General features: G+C 66.0%; 11 protein-coding genes and 1 tRNA gene. All 12 read right to left on the bottom strand.

All coding sequences use genetic code 11. The features are described 5' to 3' along the window. Positions 1–15: 15 nt before the first annotated feature. A complete protein-coding gene (gene fusA / locus MD221_RS17200) occupies positions 16–2136 on the bottom strand; it encodes an elongation factor G (RefSeq protein WP_242113352.1) in 2121 nt (706 codons plus the stop codon). A 246-nt stretch (positions 2137–2382) separates the two neighbouring features. Then, a complete protein-coding gene (gene rpsG / locus MD221_RS17205; RefSeq protein WP_242113354.1) occupies positions 2383–2850 on the bottom strand; it encodes a 30S ribosomal protein S7 in 468 nt (155 codons plus the stop codon). Positions 2851–2937: 87 nt separating this feature from the next. Then, complete coding sequence (gene rpsL / locus MD221_RS17210; RefSeq protein ID WP_028840187.1) at positions 2938–3312, bottom strand: 30S ribosomal protein S12; 375 nt, start codon at positions 3310–3312, stop codon at positions 2938–2940. Between the two features lie 425 nt (positions 3313–3737). Continuing rightward, the gene (gene rpoC / locus MD221_RS17215) at positions 3738–7979 is read right to left on the bottom strand and encodes a DNA-directed RNA polymerase subunit beta' (RefSeq protein WP_242113358.1); all 4242 of its coding nucleotides are present in this window, start codon (positions 7977–7979) and stop codon (positions 3738–3740) included. 72 nt (positions 7980–8051) lie between these two features. Beyond that, positions 8052–12224 (bottom strand): DNA-directed RNA polymerase subunit beta, encoded by a 4173-nt coding sequence (rpoB, locus tag MD221_RS17220; RefSeq protein WP_242113360.1) that lies wholly within the window; start codon positions 12222–12224, stop codon positions 8052–8054. Positions 12225–12618: 394 nt separating this feature from the next. Beyond that, a complete protein-coding gene (gene rplL / locus MD221_RS17225; protein WP_242113363.1) occupies positions 12619–12993 on the bottom strand; it encodes a 50S ribosomal protein L7/L12 in 375 nt (124 codons plus the stop codon). A gap of 123 nt (positions 12994–13116) precedes the next feature. Next, complete coding sequence (rplJ, locus tag MD221_RS17230; protein ID WP_242113365.1) at positions 13117–13641, bottom strand: 50S ribosomal protein L10; 525 nt, start codon at positions 13639–13641, stop codon at positions 13117–13119. Positions 13642–14030: 389 nt separating this feature from the next. Then, positions 14031–14729 carry a 50S ribosomal protein L1 gene (gene rplA / locus MD221_RS17235; protein ID WP_242113369.1) on the bottom strand — a complete coding sequence of 233 codons (699 nt, stop codon included), beginning with the start codon at positions 14727–14729 and terminating at the stop codon, positions 14031–14033. 3 nt (positions 14730–14732) lie between these two features. Further along, a complete protein-coding gene (gene rplK, locus MD221_RS17240; RefSeq protein WP_242113371.1) occupies positions 14733–15161 on the bottom strand; it encodes a 50S ribosomal protein L11 in 429 nt (142 codons plus the stop codon). Between the two features lie 111 nt (positions 15162–15272). Beyond that, positions 15273–15848, bottom strand: coding sequence for a transcription termination/antitermination protein NusG (nusG, locus tag MD221_RS17245; RefSeq protein ID WP_242113377.1), 576 nt, complete (start codon positions 15846–15848; stop codon positions 15273–15275). A 20-nt stretch (positions 15849–15868) separates the two neighbouring features. Continuing rightward, complete coding sequence (gene secE / locus MD221_RS17250; protein ID WP_242113381.1) at positions 15869–16261, bottom strand: preprotein translocase subunit SecE; 393 nt, start codon at positions 16259–16261, stop codon at positions 15869–15871. Positions 16262–16338: 77 nt separating this feature from the next. Beyond that, positions 16339–16414, bottom strand: a tRNA-Trp gene (locus MD221_RS17255). Positions 16415–16601: the final 187 nt, after the last annotated feature.

The following is a 16601-nucleotide window of genomic DNA, read 5'->3' on the forward strand; positions in this document are numbered from 1 at the left end:
CGGGCCCCCCGAAAATCAGGAACCCTTCTTGATCACGGTCTCGGCGATGTTGTTCGGCGCCTCGGCGTAGTGATCGAATTCCATCGTGAAGGTGGCGCGTCCCTGGGTCAGCGAACGGATCGTCGTGGCGTAGCCGAACATCTCGCCCAGCGGCACCATCGCGTTGATGGTCTTGCCCGACGGCGTGTCGTCCTGGCCCTGCAGCAGGCCGCGACGGCGGCTCAGGTCGCCCATCACGTCGCCCACGTACTCTTCCGGCGTCACCACCTCGACCTTCATCATCGGCTCCAGCAGCACCGGATCGGCCTTGCGGAAGCCTTCCTTGAAGGCCATCGACGCGGCGAGCTTGAACGCCATTTCCGACGAGTCGACGTCGTGGTACGAACCGAACACGAGCTTGACCTTCACGCCCACGACCGGGAAGCCGGCGAGCGGGCCGCTGGTGATCGTGTCGCGCAGGCCCTTCTCGACCGCCGGGATGAACTCCTTCGGGATCACGCCGCCGGTGATGTCGTTGACGAACAGGAAATCGTTCTCGACGTCCGGATTGGCCTTGTCGGCCTCGTCCATCGGCGACAGCTCGATCACGACGTGGCCGTACTGGCCCTTACCGCCGGACTGCTTGGCGTGCTTGTAGTCCGACTTGACGTCCGACTTGCGGATCGTCTCGCGGTACGCCACCTGCGGCTTGCCGACGTTGGCTTCGACGTTGAACTCGCGCTTCATGCGGTCGACGAGGATTTCCAGGTGCAGCTCGCCCATGCCGGAGATGATGGTCTGGCCGGATTCCTCGTCGGTCCGCACGCGGAACGACGGGTCTTCCTGGGCGAGACGGCCCAGCGCCAGGCCCATCTTTTCCTGGTCCGACTTGGTCTTCGGCTCGACCGCCATCGAGATCACCGGCTCCGGGAACACCATGCGCTCGAGCGTGATGATGTGGTCCTGCGCGCACAGCGTGTCGCCGGTGGTCACGTCCTTCAGGCCGACCGCCGCGGCGATGTCGCCGGCGCGCACTTCCTTGATCTCGTCGCGCTGGTTGGAGTGCATCTGCAGGATGCGGCCGACGCGCTCCTTCTTCGACTTGACCGGGTTGTAGACCTGGTCGCCGGAGTTGAGCACGCCCGAGTAGACGCGGAAGAAGGTCAGCGAGCCGACGAACGGGTCGGTCATGATCTTGAACGCCAGCGCCGAGAACGGCTCGGCGTCGGACGCCTTGCGGCTGTCCTCCTTGTCGTCCTCGTCGATGCCCTGCACCGGCGGACGGTCCACCGGCGAAGGCAGCAGCTGGATCACCGCGTCGAGCATCGCCTGGACGCCCTTGTTCTTGAACGCGGAACCGCAGAACACCGGCACGATCTCCACGCGCAGGGTGCGCTCGCGCAGACCGGCGATGATCTCGGCCTCGGTCAGCTCGCCCTCGTTGAGGTACTTGTCCATGAGCTCTTCCGTGGCTTCCGCCGCGGCCTCGATCATGAACGCGCGCGCCGCCTCGGCCTTGGACTGCAGCTCGGCCGGGATGTCCCTGTACTCGAACTTGGTGCCCTGCGAGGCGACGTCCCAATGGATCGCCTTCATCTTCAGCAGGTCGACCACGCCCTCGAAGCCGTCCTCGGCGCCGATCGGCACCTGCATCGGCACGGCGTACGCGCCCAGGCGCGCCTTGAGCTGCTCGACCACCTTGTCGAAGTTGGCGCCGGTACGGTCCATCTTGTTGACGAAGGCCAGACGCGGCACCGAGTACTTGTTGGCCTGGCGCCACACGGTCTCGGACTGCGGCTGCACGCCGCCGACGGCGCACAGCACGAACACGGCGCCGTCGAGCACGCGCAGCGAGCGCTCCACCTCGATGGTGAAGTCGACGTGTCCGGGGGTGTCGATGATGTTGAAGCGGTGCTCGGGCAGCGACTGGTCCATGCCCTTCCAGAACGCCGTGGTGGCGGCGGAAGTGATGGTGATGCCGCGCTCCTGCTCCTGCTCCATCCAGTCCATCACGGCGGCGCCGTCGTGCACTTCACCGATCTTGTGGCTGACGCCGGTGTAGAACAGGATGCGCTCGGAGGTCGTGGTCTTGCCGGCATCGATGTGGGCCATGATGCCGAAGTTGCGATAGCGTTCGATCGGAGTGGTGCGGGCCATGGTGATGCCTCAACTGTCTTTAAGGTTTTGCAAAAGCCCTCAAGGCGGGCTTTTGTACTGAGAAGTCCGCACACGGGTGCGCGGGCTCTTGCGGAAGGAACCGCATGGTCATATGCGGCCTTTTGCGGGCTTTTACAACGCGGAGGCCGCCTTGCGGCGGCTTCCGGTCAGGCGGCGATGTTTGCGAGCGCCTGTTACATGTGCGCGACAGGCGCCGCGCGGGCGCCGCCGCCGACGCCCTGGGGATTACCAGCGATAGTGGGCGAAGGCCTTGTTCGCTTCCGCCATGCGGTGGGTTTCTTCGCGCTTCTTGATCGCGCCGCCGCGGTTTTCCGAGGCGTCGATCAGCTCGGCCGCCAGCTTGCGGGGCATGCCGTTCTCGCCGCGCTTGCGGGCGGACTCGATCAGCCAGCGCATGGCCAGCGCCATGCGGCGCGAGGCGCGCACTTCGACCGGCACCTGGTAGGTGGCGCCGCCGACGCGACGCGACTTGACCTCGACGGCCGGCGAAATGTTGCCCAGCGCCTTCTCGACCAGCTCGAGCGCGTTGGAATTCTTCTCGCCGATGACGTCCATGGCGCCGTAGACGATCTTCTCGGCGACCGACTTCTTGCCGCTCTGCATGACCATGTTGATGAAGCGCGCGATCGTCTCGCTGCCGTGCTTGGGATCGGGCAGGACGGTACGCTGCGGTGCGGAACCTTTGCGGGACATGATGCTTACCTTGTCTCTTGATTCTTCGATGCCCGGCCCGCTTCGCGGCCCGGGATTGATGCTGTCATCCGCGAGAGCGGACTGCGATTAGCTCTTCGGACGCTTGGCGCCGTACTTGGAGCGGGCCTGCTTGCGCTTGGCCACGCCGGCGGCGTCGAGCGAACCGCGCACGGTGTGGTAGCGCACGCCGGGCAGGTCCTTGACGCGGCCGCCGCGGATCAGCACCACCGAGTGCTCCTGCAGGTTGTGGCCTTCGCCGCCGATGTACGAAATCACTTCGTAGCCGTTGGTCAGGCGCACCTTGGCCACCTTGCGCAGCGCCGAGTTCGGCTTCTTCGGGGTGGTGGTGTAGACGCGCGTGCACACGCCGCGACGCTGCGGGCAGTTGGCCAGCGCGGGCGAGGTGCTCTTGTAGGTTTCGGGGCTGCGCGGCTTCCGCACCAGCTGGTTGATTGTTGCCATCGGTCTCGGGTCGTTGGTCGGGCGCGGGGCCCAGGCGTGAGGAAACTTGCAAAACTAGACGGCAGGCGAGTGAAACCGGCCTGCCGAGACAAAAAAGTATAGCCCGCCTTGACGCTTAGCGTCAACGCGAGCTACCCGTGGCCGGCCGTCCCCGAAGGGCGCTGCGCCAGCCTTGTGATCCCGCCCTCCTGGGCCGAAGACGAGGGCCTCCCTGGCGCCTCATTTCGTGATCTGGGTCGCGCCCCGAGGGGCCGACCGGACCGGCATTGTACACGAGAAACCCCGCTCCGGACCGGGGACATGGGCCCGCGAGGCTTCCGCCCCTCGCCGCCGGAACGCCGATCGGCGCCGCACGGGACACGGGCGGAAAAAAGAAGGCGGGCATCTCGCGATGCCCGCCTCCGGCTTTCGCCCGGAAGACCCGCTTACTCGGCGCTGCCCTCTTCGGCCGGCGCCTCGACCGCCTCGGCCGGAGCCTCGGCGACGGCCACCGAACCGGCCAGCGCGTCGATCTCCGACTCGGTCAGGCCCGAGGCGTTGCGGCGGCGCTGGGTGTGGTAGGCCAGGCCGGTGCCCGCCGGGATCAGGCGGCCGACGATCACGTTCTCCTTCAGGCCGCGCAGCCCGTCGCGGGTGCCGCGCACGGCGGCCTCGGTCAGGACGCGGGTGGTCTCCTGGAAGGAGGCCGCGGAGATGAACGACTCGGTCGCCAGCGAGGCCTTGGTGATGCCCAGCAGCACCGGGTCGAACTTGGCGACCAGCTCGTTGCGGGCGCCCAGGCGTGCGTTCTCCTCGATGACGCGCTGGCGCTCGGCCTGCTCGCCGTTGAGGAACTTGCTGTCGCCCTGGTCGGTGATCTCGACCTTGCGCAGCATCTGGCGAATGATCACCTCGATGTGCTTGTCGTTGATCTTCACGCCCTGCAGGCGATAGACGTCCTGGATCTCCTTGGTCAGGTACGAGGCCAGCGGCTCCACGCCGAGCAGGCGCAGGATGTCCTGCGGGCTCGGCTCGCCGTCCACCACGGTCTCGCCCTTCTCCACGTGTTCGCCCTCGAACACGATGATCTGGCGGTACTTGGGAATCAGCTCCTCGTGCTCCTCGCCGTCCGGTCCCTTGATGATCAGGCGCTGCTTGCCCTTGGTGTCCTTGCCGAAGCTGACCACGCCGGACTTCTCGGCGAGGATCGCCGGATCCTTGGGCTTGCGCGCCTCGAACAGGTCGGCCACGCGCGGCAGACCGCCGGTGATGTCGCGGGTCTTGGAGGCTTCCTGCGGCACCTTGGTGACCACGTCGCCCACGCCGACCGGCGCGCCGTCCTGCAGGTTGACGATCGAGCGCGGCGGCAGCAGGTACTGCGCCGGCAGGTCGGTCCCGGGGATGGACAGGTCCTTGCCGTTCTTGTCGACGATGCGCACGATCGGGCGCAGGTCCTTGCCCTGCGAGCCGCGGCGCTTGGGATCGGTGATCTCGCGCGAGGCCAGGCCGGTCAGCTCGTCGGTCTTCTCGATGACGGTGACGCCCTCGATGAAGTCGACGAAGCGGATGAAGCCGGCCACTTCCGAGACGATCGGGTGGTTGTGCGGATCCCAGTTGGCCACGGTCTGGCCGGCCTTGATCTCCGCGCCGTCCTTGACCGTGATCGTGGCGCCGTAGGGCAGCTTGTAGCGCTCGCGCTCGCGGCCGTGTCCGTCGAGGACGGACAGCTCGCCCGAACGCGACACCGCCACCAGGTTGCCGCTGGCGTGTTCGACGGTCTTGAGGTTGTTGAACTTGATCGAACCGGTGGTCTTGACCGTGACGTTGTCGATGGCGGCAGCACGCGAGGCCGCGCCGCCGATGTGGAACGTACGCATGGTCAGCTGCGTGCCGGGCTCGCCGATCGACTGCGCGGCCACCACGCCCACGGCCTCGCCGTGGTTGACGATGTGGCCACGGGCCAGGTCGCGGCCGTAGCAGTTGGCGCACACGCCGAAGGCGCTTTCGCAGGTGATCGAGGAGCGTACCTTGATCGACTGCACGCCGGCGTCTTCGAGCTTCTGCACCCACTGCTCGTCGAGCAGCGTGTTGCGGGTGACGATCGGATCCTCGTCGTTGCCGGGCAGGAACACGTCTTCGGCCACCATGCGGCCGAGCACGCGGTCGCGCAGCGGCTCGACCACGTCGCCGCCTTCCACGATCGGGGTCATGGTCAGGCCGGCCAGCGTGCCGCAGTCGGTCTCGGTGACCACCATGTCCTGCGCCACATCGACCAGTCGGCGGGTCAGGTAACCGGAGTTCGCGGTCTTCAGCGCGGTGTCCGCGAGGCCCTTGCGGGCGCCGTGGGTCGAGATGAAGTACTGCTGGACGTTCAGGCCCTCGCGGAAGTTCGAGGTGATCGGCGTCTCGATGATCGAGCCGTCCGGCTTGGCCATCAGGCCGCGCATGCCGGCCAGCTGGCGGATCTGCGCCTGCGAACCGCGCGCGCCGGAGTCGGCCATGATGTAGATCGAGTTCATCGACTTCTGCGCGACCTTCTCGCCCTTGGCGTTGGTCACGGTGTCAGTGCCGATCGCGTCCATCATCGCCTTGGCCACGCGCTCGTTGGTGCGCGACCAGATGTCGACCACCTTGTTGTAGCGCTCGCCGGCGGTGACCAGGCCCGACTGGTACTGCTGCTGGATTTCCAGCACTTCGGACTCGGCCTCGTCGAGGATGCCCTTCTTCTCGGCCGGGATGATCATGTCGTCGATGCCGATCGACACGCCCGCGCGGGTGGCGTAGGCGAAGCCGGTGTACATCAGCTGGTCGGCGAACACCACGGTGTCCTTCAGGCCCAGCATGCGGTAGCAGGAGTTGATCAGGCGGCTGATGTTCTTCTTGGTCAGCTCGGTGTTGGCCAGCGCGAACGGCAGGCCCTCCGGCAGCACCTCGGCCAGCAGCGCGCGCCCGACCGTGGTCTCCACGATCGAGGTCTTGCGCTCGCGCTTCACGCTACCGGACAGCGGGTCCTCGACCACCACCGTCTCGGTGATGCGCACCTTCACCTTGGCGTGCAGGCCGGCGACCTTGTTGTCGTAGGCGCGCTTCACTTCGGCGACGTTGGCGAACACCATGCCTTCGCCCGGGGTGTTCTCCAGGGCGCGGGTCATGTAGTACAGGCCCAGCACCACGTCCTGCGACGGCACGATGATCGGCTCGCCGTTGGCCGGCGAGAGGATGTTGTTGGACGACATCATCAGCGCGCGCGCTTCCAGCTGGGCTTCCAGCGAGAGCGGCACGTGCACGGCCATCTGGTCGCCGTCGAAGTCGGCGTTGAACGCGGTACAGACCAGCGGATGCAGCTGGATCGCCTTGCCTTCGATCAGCACCGGCTCGAACGCCTGGATGCCGAGGCGATGCAGGGTCGGGGCGCGGTTGAGCAGCACCGGATGCTCGCGGATCACCTCTTCGAGGATGTCCCACACCTCGGCCTCTTCGCGCTCGACCAGCTTCTTGGCGGCCTTGATGGTGGTGGCCAGGCCGCGGCGCTGCAGCTTGGCGAAGATGAAGGGCTTGAACAGCTCCAGCGCCATCTTCTTCGGCAGGCCGCACTCGTGCAGGCGCAGGGTCGGACCGACCACGATGACCGAACGGCCCGAATAGTCCACGCGCTTGCCGAGCAGGTTCTGGCGGAAGCGGCCCTGCTTGCCCTTGATCATGTCGGCCAGCGACTTCAGCGGGCGCTTGTTGGTGCCGGTGATGGCGCGGCCGCGGCGGCCGTTGTCCATCAGCGCGTCCACCGACTCCTGCAGCATGCGCTTCTCGTTGCGCACGATGATGTCGGGCGCATTGAGCTCGAGCAGGCGGCGCAAGCGGTTGTTGCGGTTGATGACGCGGCGGTACAGGTCGTTCAGGTCGGAGGTCGCGAAGCGGCCGCCGTCCAGCGGCACCAGCGGACGCAGGTCCGGCGGCAGCACCGGCAGCACGGTCATGACCATCCACTCGGGGCGGTTGCCCGACTCGAGGAAGGCCTCGACCAGCTTGATGCGCTTGGTGAGGCGCTTGAGCTTGGTCTCGGAACCGGTGCTGGCGATGTCCTCCTTGAGCTTGATCATCTCGGCCTGCAGGTCGATCGTGCGCAGCAGCTCGAACACGGCCTCGGCGCCCATCGCGGCGTCGAAGTCGTCGCCGTGCTCCTGGCGCATCTGCATGTACTGCTCTTCATTGAGCAGCTGGCCGCGCTCGAGCGGGGTCAGGCCCGGCTCCGTCACCACGAAGGCTTCGAAGTACAGGATGCGCTCGATGTCGCGCAGGGTCATGTCCAGCATCAGGCCGATGCGCGAGGGCAGCGACTTGAGGAACCAGATGTGCGCGACCGGCGAGGCCAGGTCGATGTGGCCCATGCGCTCGCGGCGCACCTTGGCCAGGGTCACCTCGGTGCCGCACTTCTCGCAGACCACGCCGCGGTGCTTCATGCGCTTGTACTTGCCGCACAGGCACTCGTAGTCCTTGATCGGGCCGAAGATGGCGGCGCAGAACAGGCCGTCGCGTTCCGGCTTGAAGGTGCGGTAGTTGATCGTCTCCGGCTTCTTCACTTCGCCGTAGGACCAGGAGCGGATCAGGTCCGGCGACGCCAGCGCGATCTTGATCGCGTCGAAGTCGAGGGTCTGGCGCTGCTGGTTGAACAGATTGAGCAGGTCTTTCATGTGTGTTCTCCGGGTCGGGGGCAATGAGATTCGGGAATCCGCGCGGCGTTGCCGCCGCGCGCCTCACTCGACTCAGTGCTCCTCGAGTTCCATGTTGATGGCCAGGCTGCGGATTTCCTTCACCAGCACGTTGAAGGACTCCGGCATGCCCGCGACCATCTCGTGTTCGCCGTCGACGATGTTCTTGTACATCTGGTTGCGGCCCTGCACGTCGTCGGACTTCACCGTCAGCATTTCCTGCAGGGTGTAGGCCGCGCCGTAGGCTTCCAGCGCCCAGACTTCCATCTCGCCGAAGCGCTGGCCGCCGAACTGCGCCTTGCCGCCCAGCGGCTGCTGGGTGACGAGCGAGTACGGGCCGGTCGAGCGCGCGTGCATCTTGTCGTCGACCAGGTGGTTGAGCTTGAGCATGTGCATGTAGCCCACCGTCACCTTGCGCTCGAACGGGTCGCCGGTGCGGCCGTCGAACAGCTGGGTCTGGCCGCTGGTCGGCAGTTCCGCCAGCTCCAGCATCGACTTGATCTCGGCCTCGGTCGCGCCGTCGAACACCGGCGTGGCCATCGGCACGCCGTCGGTCAGGTTCTGCGCCAGCTGCAGCAGCTCCTCGTCGGAGAACTGCTTCAGGTCGACGCGCTGGCCGTGCAGCTTGCCGTCATGGTTGTAGATCTCGTCGAGGAACTTGCGCAGGTCGGCGAGCTTGGCCTGGGCGTCGAGCATGCGCTGGATCTTCTGGCCCAGGCCCTTGGCGGCCCAGCCCAGATGCACTTCCAGCACCTGCCCGATGTTCATGCGCGACGGCACGCCGAGCGGGTTCAGCACGATGTCGACGGTCTCGCCGTTGGCCATGTGCGGCATGTCCTGCACCGGGACGATGGTGGACACCACGCCCTTGTTGCCGTGGCGGCCGGCCATCTTGTCGCCCGGCTGGATGCGGCGCTTCACCGCCAGGAACACCTTGACCATCTTCAGCACGCCCGGAGCGAGGTCGTCGCCCTGGGTGATCTTGCCGCGCTTGTCGGCGAAACGCTTGTCGAACTCCTTCTGGTGCACCTCGATCTGCTTCTGGGCGCGCTCGATCGCGTCGGCCGCGTCCTCGTCCTTCATGCGGATCTGGAACCAGTCGGACTTCTTCAGGCCGTCCAGAACCAGGCTGGTGACCGTGTCGCCCTTCTTCAGGCCCGGGCCGCCGTTGGCGGTCTTGCCCAGCAGCTGGCCGCGCAGGCGCGCGTAGATCGCCGATTCCAGGATGCGGAACTGGTCGTCGAAGTCCTTCTTGACGCGCTTGACCTCGCTCTCCTCGATCTGGCGGGCGCGCTTGTCCTTCTCGATGCCGTCGCGGGTGAAGACCTGCACGTCGATGACGGTGCCGTCCATGCCCGGCGGCACGCGCAGCGAGCTGTCCTTCACGTCGGAGGCCTTCTCGCCGAAGATCGCGCGCAGCAGCTTCTCTTCCGGGGTCAGCTGGCTCTCGCCCTTCGGCGTGACCTTGCCCACCAGGATGTCGCCGGCACGCACTTCGGCGCCGATGTACACCACGCCCGACTCGTCGAGGCGGTTGAGCGCCTGCTCGGAGACGTTGGGGATGTCGGCGGAGATTTCCTCCGGCCCCAGCTTGGTGTCGCGGGCGACGCAGGTCAGCTCCTCGATGTGGATCGTGGTGTAGCGGTCTTCTTGGACCACGCGCTCGGAGAGCAGGATCGAATCCTCGAAGTTGTAGCCGTTCCACGGCATGAACGCGACCAGCATGTTCTGGCCCAGCGCCAGCTCGCCGATGTCGGTCGAGGGACCGTCGGCCAGCACGTCGCCGCGCGCGACCACGTCGCCCACGTTCACCAGCGGGGTCTGGTTGATGCAGGTGTTCTGGTTGGAGCGCGTGTACTTGATCAGGTTGTAGATGTCGACGCCGGCATCGGTCTCGCCGGAGATCTCGTTCTCGTTGACCTTGACCACGATGCGGCCGGCGTCGATCTGCTCGATCATGCCGCCGCGGCGCGCGTTCACCGTCACGCCCGAGTCGCGCGCCACGGCGCGCTCGATGCCGGTGCCGACCAGCGGCTTCTGCGAACGCAGGGTCGGAACGGCCTGGCGCTGCATGTTGGCGCCCATCAGCGCGCGGTTGGCGTCGTCGTGCTCCAGGAACGGCACCAGCGCCGCCGCCACCGACACGGTCTGCATCGGCGAGACGTCCATGAAGTGGATCTCGCTCGGCGGCTTGAGCAGGTTTTCGCCCTGGTAGCGGCAGGCGACGAACTGCGCGGTCAGGTTGCCCTTCTCGTCCTGCGGCGTGCTCACCTGGGCGATGACGTACTCGTTCTCCTCGATCGCGGACAGGTACTCGATCTCGTCGGTGACCTTGCTGTTGACGACCTTGCGGTACGGCGTCTCCAGGAAGCCGTACTTGTTGGTGCGCGCGAACACGGCCAACGAGTTGATGAGGCCGATGTTCGGGCCTTCCGGCGTCTCGATCGTGCAGACGCGTCCGTAGTGGGTCGGGTGCACGTCGCGCACCTCGAAGCCGGCGCGCTCGCGGGTCAGGCCGCCCGGGCCGAGCGCCGAGACGCGGCGCTTGTGGGTGACCTCGGAGAGCGGATTGTTCTGGTCCATGAACTGCGACAGCTGCGAGGAGCCGAAGAACTCCTTCACCGCGGCCGCGACGGGCTTGGCGTTGATCAGCTCCTGCGGCGTCAGGCCATCGGCCTCGGCCATGGTCAGGCGCTCGCGCACCGCGCGCTCCACGCGCACCAGGCCGACGCGGAACACGTTCTCGGCCATTTCGCCGACCGAACGCACGCGGCGGTTGCCCAGGTGGTCGATGTCGTCCACCGTGCCGCGGCCGTTGCGGATCTCGCACAGCACCTTGATCACGTCCAGGATGTCGGACATCTCGCCGAACTGCTCGCGCAGCTTGACCGAATCCTCGTCCTTGCGCTCGGCGAAGTAGCGGCTGTCGTACAACACCGAGGCGCCGGTGACTTCCTTGCGGCCGATGCGGCGGTTGAACTTCATGCGGCCCACGGCCGAGAGGTCGTAGCGCTCGAAGGTGAAGAACAGGTTGTGGAACAGGTTCTGCGCGGCGTCCTTGGTCGGCGGCTCGCCCGGGCGCATCATGCGGTAGATCTCCACCAGCGCCTCGAGCTGCGTCTTGGTGGCGTCGATGCGCAGGGTGTTGGACAGGTACGGGCCGCGGTCGAGGTCGTTGACCCAGATCGTGCCCACGGCGTCCACGCCGGCCTTGCGGAACTTGGCCAGGGTCTCCTCGCTGATCTCGTCGTTGGCGGTGGCCAGCAGCTCGCCGGTCTCGGCCTCGATCACGTCGTGCGAGAGGATGCGGCCGATCAGGTAGCTGTCCGGCACGGCCAGCGCCGCGATGCCCGACTCCTCGAGCTGGCGCACGTGGCGCGCGGTGATGCGCTTGCCGGCCTCGACGATCACGCGATCGCCGTCGGCCAGGTCGAAGTCGAGGGTTTCGCCGCGCAGGCGCTCGGGCACGAGCGCGAGCTGCACGCCTTCCTTCGGATCGATGTGGAAGGTGTTGATCTCGAAGAACTCGTTGAGCATCTCTTCGTTGTTGTAGCCCAGCGCGCGCAGCAGCACCGAGACCGGCAGCTTGCGGCGGCGGTCGATGCGGGTGAACAGCGCGTCCTTGGGGTCGAACTCGAAGTCGAGCCAGGAGCCGCGGTAGGGGATGATGCGGGCGCTGTACAGCAGCTTGCCCGAGCTGTGGGTCTTGCCGCGGTCGTGGTCGAAGAACACGCCCGGCGAGCGGTGCAGCTGCGAGACGATGACGCGCTCGGTGCCGTTGACGATGAAGGTGCCGTTGTCGGTCATGAGCGGAATCTCGCCCATGTAGACCTCCTGCTCCTTCACGTACTTGATGGCCTTGGTGGAGGACTCGCGGTCGTAGATCACCAGGCGCACGGTCACGCGCAGCGGGGCGCCGTAGGACAGGCCGCGATTGCGGCATTCGCGCTCGTCGAACACCGGCTCGCCGAGCTTGTAGCCGACGTATTCGAGGGCGGCGTAGCCGTTGTAGCTGACGATCGGGAACACCGACTTCAGCGCGGCGTGCAGGCCGCGATCCTCGCGCTTGTTCGGCGCGGCGTCGGCCTGCAGGAACTCGCGGTACGAGTCGACCTGGATGGCGAGCAGGAAGGGGACCTCGATAATCGAGCGGCGCTTGCCGAAGTCCTTGCGGATGCGTTTCTTCTCAGTGAACGAGTAATTCGATGAGAGCGCAGATGTCGTCATGGAATGTGACCGCCTTGATTGGAGCCGGGAATCGGAACTCGGCCGCCGGAAACCGGAAACGTCGAACAGCACTCGGCTGGAGCCGCGTCGCTGCTTTGTCGATGCCGGATTTGCTGGACCGCGATGCCCTTTGTGAGGGAGGGTGGAACTGTCAGTCGGAAGCCGCTGGTATTGCCGGCACCAGCACGCCCTCTGTTACTGCTTCCAACTACCAACGTTTCGGTTGGGTTTTTTGCAACGGATGCCTTTCCCTTCTTTCTCCGCCTCGTCGGCCGTCCGGCGGACGGCCTGGTTCCCGAAGGAAGAAGGGAAAGGCACAACGGCCAAAGGCCGGGGGCTTATGCCCCCAGCCTATGGCGGATCGCCCGTGTGTCCAGGCGACGCAACTGCTTGCTTACTTCACTTCCACCGTGGCGCCGGCGGCTTCCAGGTCCTTCTTGAACTTGGCGGCGTCGTCCTTGGAGACGGCGTCCTTGACCGTGCCACCGGCTTCGGTCAGGTCCTTGGCTTCCTTCAGGCCCAGGCCGGTGATGGCGCGCACGACCTTGATGACCTCGACCTTCTTCTCGCCGGCCGACTTCAGCACGACGGTGAACTCGGTCTGCTCCTCGGCCGGAGCCGCGGCAGCGGCGGCCGGACCGGCGGCGACGGCGACCGGAGCGGCCGCGGACACGCCGAACTTCTCTTCCATCGCCTTGACCAGCTCCATCACCTCGACGAGGGTCTTGCTGCTGATCGCTTCGATGATCTGTTCGTTGGAAAGGGACATTGTAATTACCTCGGTTAACTTGATATTTGGAAACGACTGAATGGATTAGGTTGTTCGTACCGAACTGATCGCTCTTCGGAAAGTCCGCGCAAGGATGCGCGGACTCCTGCGGAGGGATACGCCTTACGCCGCCTTTTGCTGGCCGACCGCGTTGGTGACGCGGGCGACCTGCGAGGCAGGCTCGGCCAACACGCGCACCAGCATGGTGGCGGGCTGGACCATGACGCTGAGCAGCATCGACAGGGCCTGTTCGCGGGTCGGCAGGGAAGCCAGGACGTCCACATGGGAGCCCGGATACTTCTGTCCGCCAATCGCCACCAGGCGCGGCTTCAGCTTGTCGTTCGCTTTCGCGAAGTCCTTGATCAGACGTCCGGCGGCACCGGGGTCTTCCTGCGAGAAGGCGTACAGCAGAGGACCGGTCAGCTCGTCCTGGACGACGGCGTAATCGGTGTTCTCCACTGCGCGCGAGACCAGCGTGTTCTTGGCAACTTTCAGGAACACGCCGCCCTCGCGGGCTTTCTTGCGCAGGTCGGTCAGTTGCCCGACCGAAAGACCCGCGTATTCCGCGGCGACCAGCGAGTGCGCCTTGCCGGCGACCTCGGCCAGTTCGGCAACGACTTCCTGCTTCTGGGTCAGATTGAGAGCCATTGCATTACCTCGAGACTTCTATCAACACCAGCCTGGTTTTCCGAACCGGGCTGGAACTCGGGCGGCACCGTTCCTTCGATGCCGGGACGCCGACGAATCGGAGTCCTTGCGGTGGCCGTTTCCAAAAAAATTCTTGGAGGGTCGGCAACCATCTACGCAGGCCCTTTCGTGGCGACAGGTGGACTTGTCGCACTCCGGGATTAAGCGGTCGGCATCGGCTGCGACGGCGATTCCATTGCCAAGCGAGCATTCCCTGCCCGTCGTCGCTGCCGGCGCGGACTGCGCCTGCGGTCTTTGACGGCTATCGCGCCGGGCCATGCGGCCGTTTGCGATGCCCTCAAAATGGGTGATCCACCCCTCCCCCGCGCGGCGAGGAAGGGGCTAACGCATTACTTGAGGCTCAGCGAGGACTGGTCGACGCTGACGCCCGGGCCCATCGTGGAGCTGATGGAGATCTTCTGCAGGTACTGGCCCTTCGCGGTCGCCGGCTTGGCCTTGACCAGGTCCGCCAGCAGCGCGTGCAGGTTTTCCTTCAGCTTCTCGGAGGCGAAGTCGGCCTTGCCGATGGTGCAGTGGATGATGCCGGCCTTGTCGGTGCGGTAGCGCACCTGGCCGCCCTTGGCGTTCTTCACCGCCTCGGCCGGATTCGGCGACACAGTGCCGACCTTCGGGTTCGGCATCAGGCCGCGCGGGCCCAGTACCGTGCCCAGCTTGCCGACCACGCGCATCGCGTCCGGCGTGGCGATGACCACGTCGTAGTTCAGCTCGCCGCCCTGCATGCGCTCGGCCAGGTCGTCCATGCCGACCGCGTCGGCGCCGGCGGCCAGGGCCTCGTCGGCCTTGGCGCCGGCCGGGGCGAACACCGCCACGCGCACGGTCTTGCCGGTACCGGCCGGCAGCACGGTGGAACCGCGCACCTGCTGGTCGGACTTCTTGGCGTCCACGCCGAGGCGGACGGCCACGTCCACGGACTCGACGAACTTGGTCTTGCTGTTGTCCTTGACGATCTTCAGCACTTCGTCGATCGGGTAGCTCTTGCCCGGAACGACGGCGGCGAGGATGTTCTTCTGTCGCTTGGTCTGTGCCATGTCTTAGCCCTCCACCGTCAGGCCCATGCTGCGGGCGGAACCCGCGATGGTGCGCACTGCTGCATCGAGATCGGCCGCGGTCAGGTCGGGTTCCTTCGCCTTAGCGATGTCCTCGAGCTGCTTGCGGGTCACCTTGCCCACCTTCTCGGTGTTGGGGCGCTTGGAACCGGACTGGATGCCGGCGGCCTTCTTCAGCAGGATCGACGCCGGCGGCGTCTTGGTGATGAAGGTGAAGGTGCGGTCCGAGTACGCGGTGATCACCACCGGAATCGGCAGACCCGGCTCGAGCTTCTGCGTGGCGGCGTTGAACGCCTTGCAGAACTCCATGATGTTCAGGCCGCGCTGGCCCAGCGCAGGACCGACCGGCGGCGAGGGATTCGCCTGACCTGCCTTGACCTGCAGTTTGATGTAACCGACGACTTTCTTTGCCATTGCTTGCTGCTCCTGCGAGTGCGAACGCCTGCACGCCTTACGACTGCGGGGCTCCTCGCGTTATGGTCGGAACGAACCGCTCGTCCCGACGAATTCTGCGTTTCGGTTCTACTAGGCCTTCTCGACCTGGCCGAACTCGAGCTCGACCGGCGTGGAACGGCCGAAGATCAGCACCGCCACCCGCAGGCGGCTCTTCTCGTAGTTGACTTCCTCGACCACGCCGTTGAAGTCGTTGAACGGACCGTCGATGACGCGCACCATCTGGCCCGCCTCGAACAGCACTTTCGGGCGCGGCTTCTCGACGCCTTCCTGCACGCGGTCGAGGATGGCGGCGGCCTCCTCGTCGCGGATCGGCAGCGGACGGTCGGCGGTGCCGCCGATGAAGCCCATCACCTTGGGGGTTTCCTTGACCAGGTGCCAGCTCTCGCTGTCCATGCGCGGGATGCCGGACTCGTCATGGGTGGCGATCTGCACCAGCACGTAGCCGGGGAAGAACTTGCGCTCGGAACGGCGCTTCTGGCCGGAGCGCATCTCGATCACTTCCTCGGTCGGCACCATCACCTCGCCGAAGCGGTCTTCCATGCCGGTGCGCGCGATACGGTCGCGCAAGGCCTGGGCCACGGACTTCTCGAAGCCCGAGTAGGCGTGGACCACGTACCAACGCTTGTTGTTGCTTTGTGCTTCCATCGAAACGACAAACTCCTCAGTTACCGCCCGGTCCCGAGCAGGGTCTTCACGCCCAGCTGGATGACCGCGTCGAAGCCGGCAAGGATCAGGCTCATGATGATCACGACCACGATCACCACCCAGGTCAGGCGCGTGGCTTCCTGGCGGGTCGGCCAGACCACCTTGCGCAGCTCGAAACGCGACTCGGACAGGAATTCGCGGGTGTCGCGGCCCTTGGCGCTGAGCATGAACACCGCCAGCGCGGCGACCAGGCCACCGACCACCGCGGCCACGCGCAGCGAGGTATCCCACTGCTGGAACCAGGTGTAGGCGAACACGCCCGCCGCCGCCAGCAGCACCGCCAGCACGTAGAAGGCGATGTCGCTCGCGGCGCCCTTGGACTGGGCCTTGGATTGTTCGACTCGGCTGTTCACAAAGGTTCTATTGCTCTTGTGGAAAGTCCGCACACGGATGTGCGGGCTTTTGCGGAGGGGTCCGCATGTCCCGCATGTGGCGCGCCAGGTAGGACTCGAACCTACAACCTGCGGTTTTGGAGACCGCTGCTCTGCCAGTTGAGCTACTGACGCGTTTTTTTCTGGTGGACCGTCGCCAACCGGCGCGGCCCGTCGCGGAAAATCCGCCTACTTCTCTAAACGGCGAAGGCGGACCGAGGGACGGCCCGCCATTCGCGCCTTGCGGCGGCGCCGGAGCGCCGCCCGCGAGGGGATTACTTGATGATCTTGGCCACCACGCCGGCGCCGACCGTACGGCCGC

The sequence above is a fragment of the Luteimonas aquatica genome (assembly GCF_022662575.1).
In the GTDB taxonomy this organism is placed as follows: Bacteria; Pseudomonadota; Gammaproteobacteria; order Xanthomonadales; family Xanthomonadaceae; genus Luteimonas; species Luteimonas aquatica.

Coding starts and splice junctions, on each gene's coding strand:
- rpoB (WP_242113360.1), bottom strand. CDS start 12,224: ATGACGACATCTGCGCTCTCATCGAATTACTCGTTCACTGAGAAGAAA.
- rpsG (WP_242113354.1), bottom strand. CDS start 2,850: ATGTCCCGCAAAGGTTCCGCACCGCAGCGTACCGTCCTGCCCGATCCC.
- nusG (WP_242113377.1), bottom strand. CDS start 15,848: ATGGAAGCACAAAGCAACAACAAGCGTTGGTACGTGGTCCACGCCTAC.
- rpoC (WP_242113358.1), bottom strand. CDS start 7,979: ATGAAAGACCTGCTCAATCTGTTCAACCAGCAGCGCCAGACCCTCGAC.
- fusA (WP_242113352.1), bottom strand. CDS start 2,136: ATGGCCCGCACCACTCCGATCGAACGCTATCGCAACTTCGGCATCATG.
- rplA (WP_242113369.1), bottom strand. CDS start 14,729: ATGGCACAGACCAAGCGACAGAAGAACATCCTCGCCGCCGTCGTTCCG.
- rplJ (WP_242113365.1), bottom strand. CDS start 13,641: ATGGCTCTCAATCTGACCCAGAAGCAGGAAGTCGTTGCCGAACTGGCC.
- rplL (WP_242113363.1), bottom strand. CDS start 12,993: ATGTCCCTTTCCAACGAACAGATCATCGAAGCGATCAGCAGCAAGACC.
- rplK (WP_242113371.1), bottom strand. CDS start 15,161: ATGGCAAAGAAAGTCGTCGGTTACATCAAACTGCAGGTCAAGGCAGGT.
- rpsL (WP_028840187.1), bottom strand. CDS start 3,312: ATGGCAACAATCAACCAGCTGGTGCGGAAGCCGCGCAGCCCCGAAACC.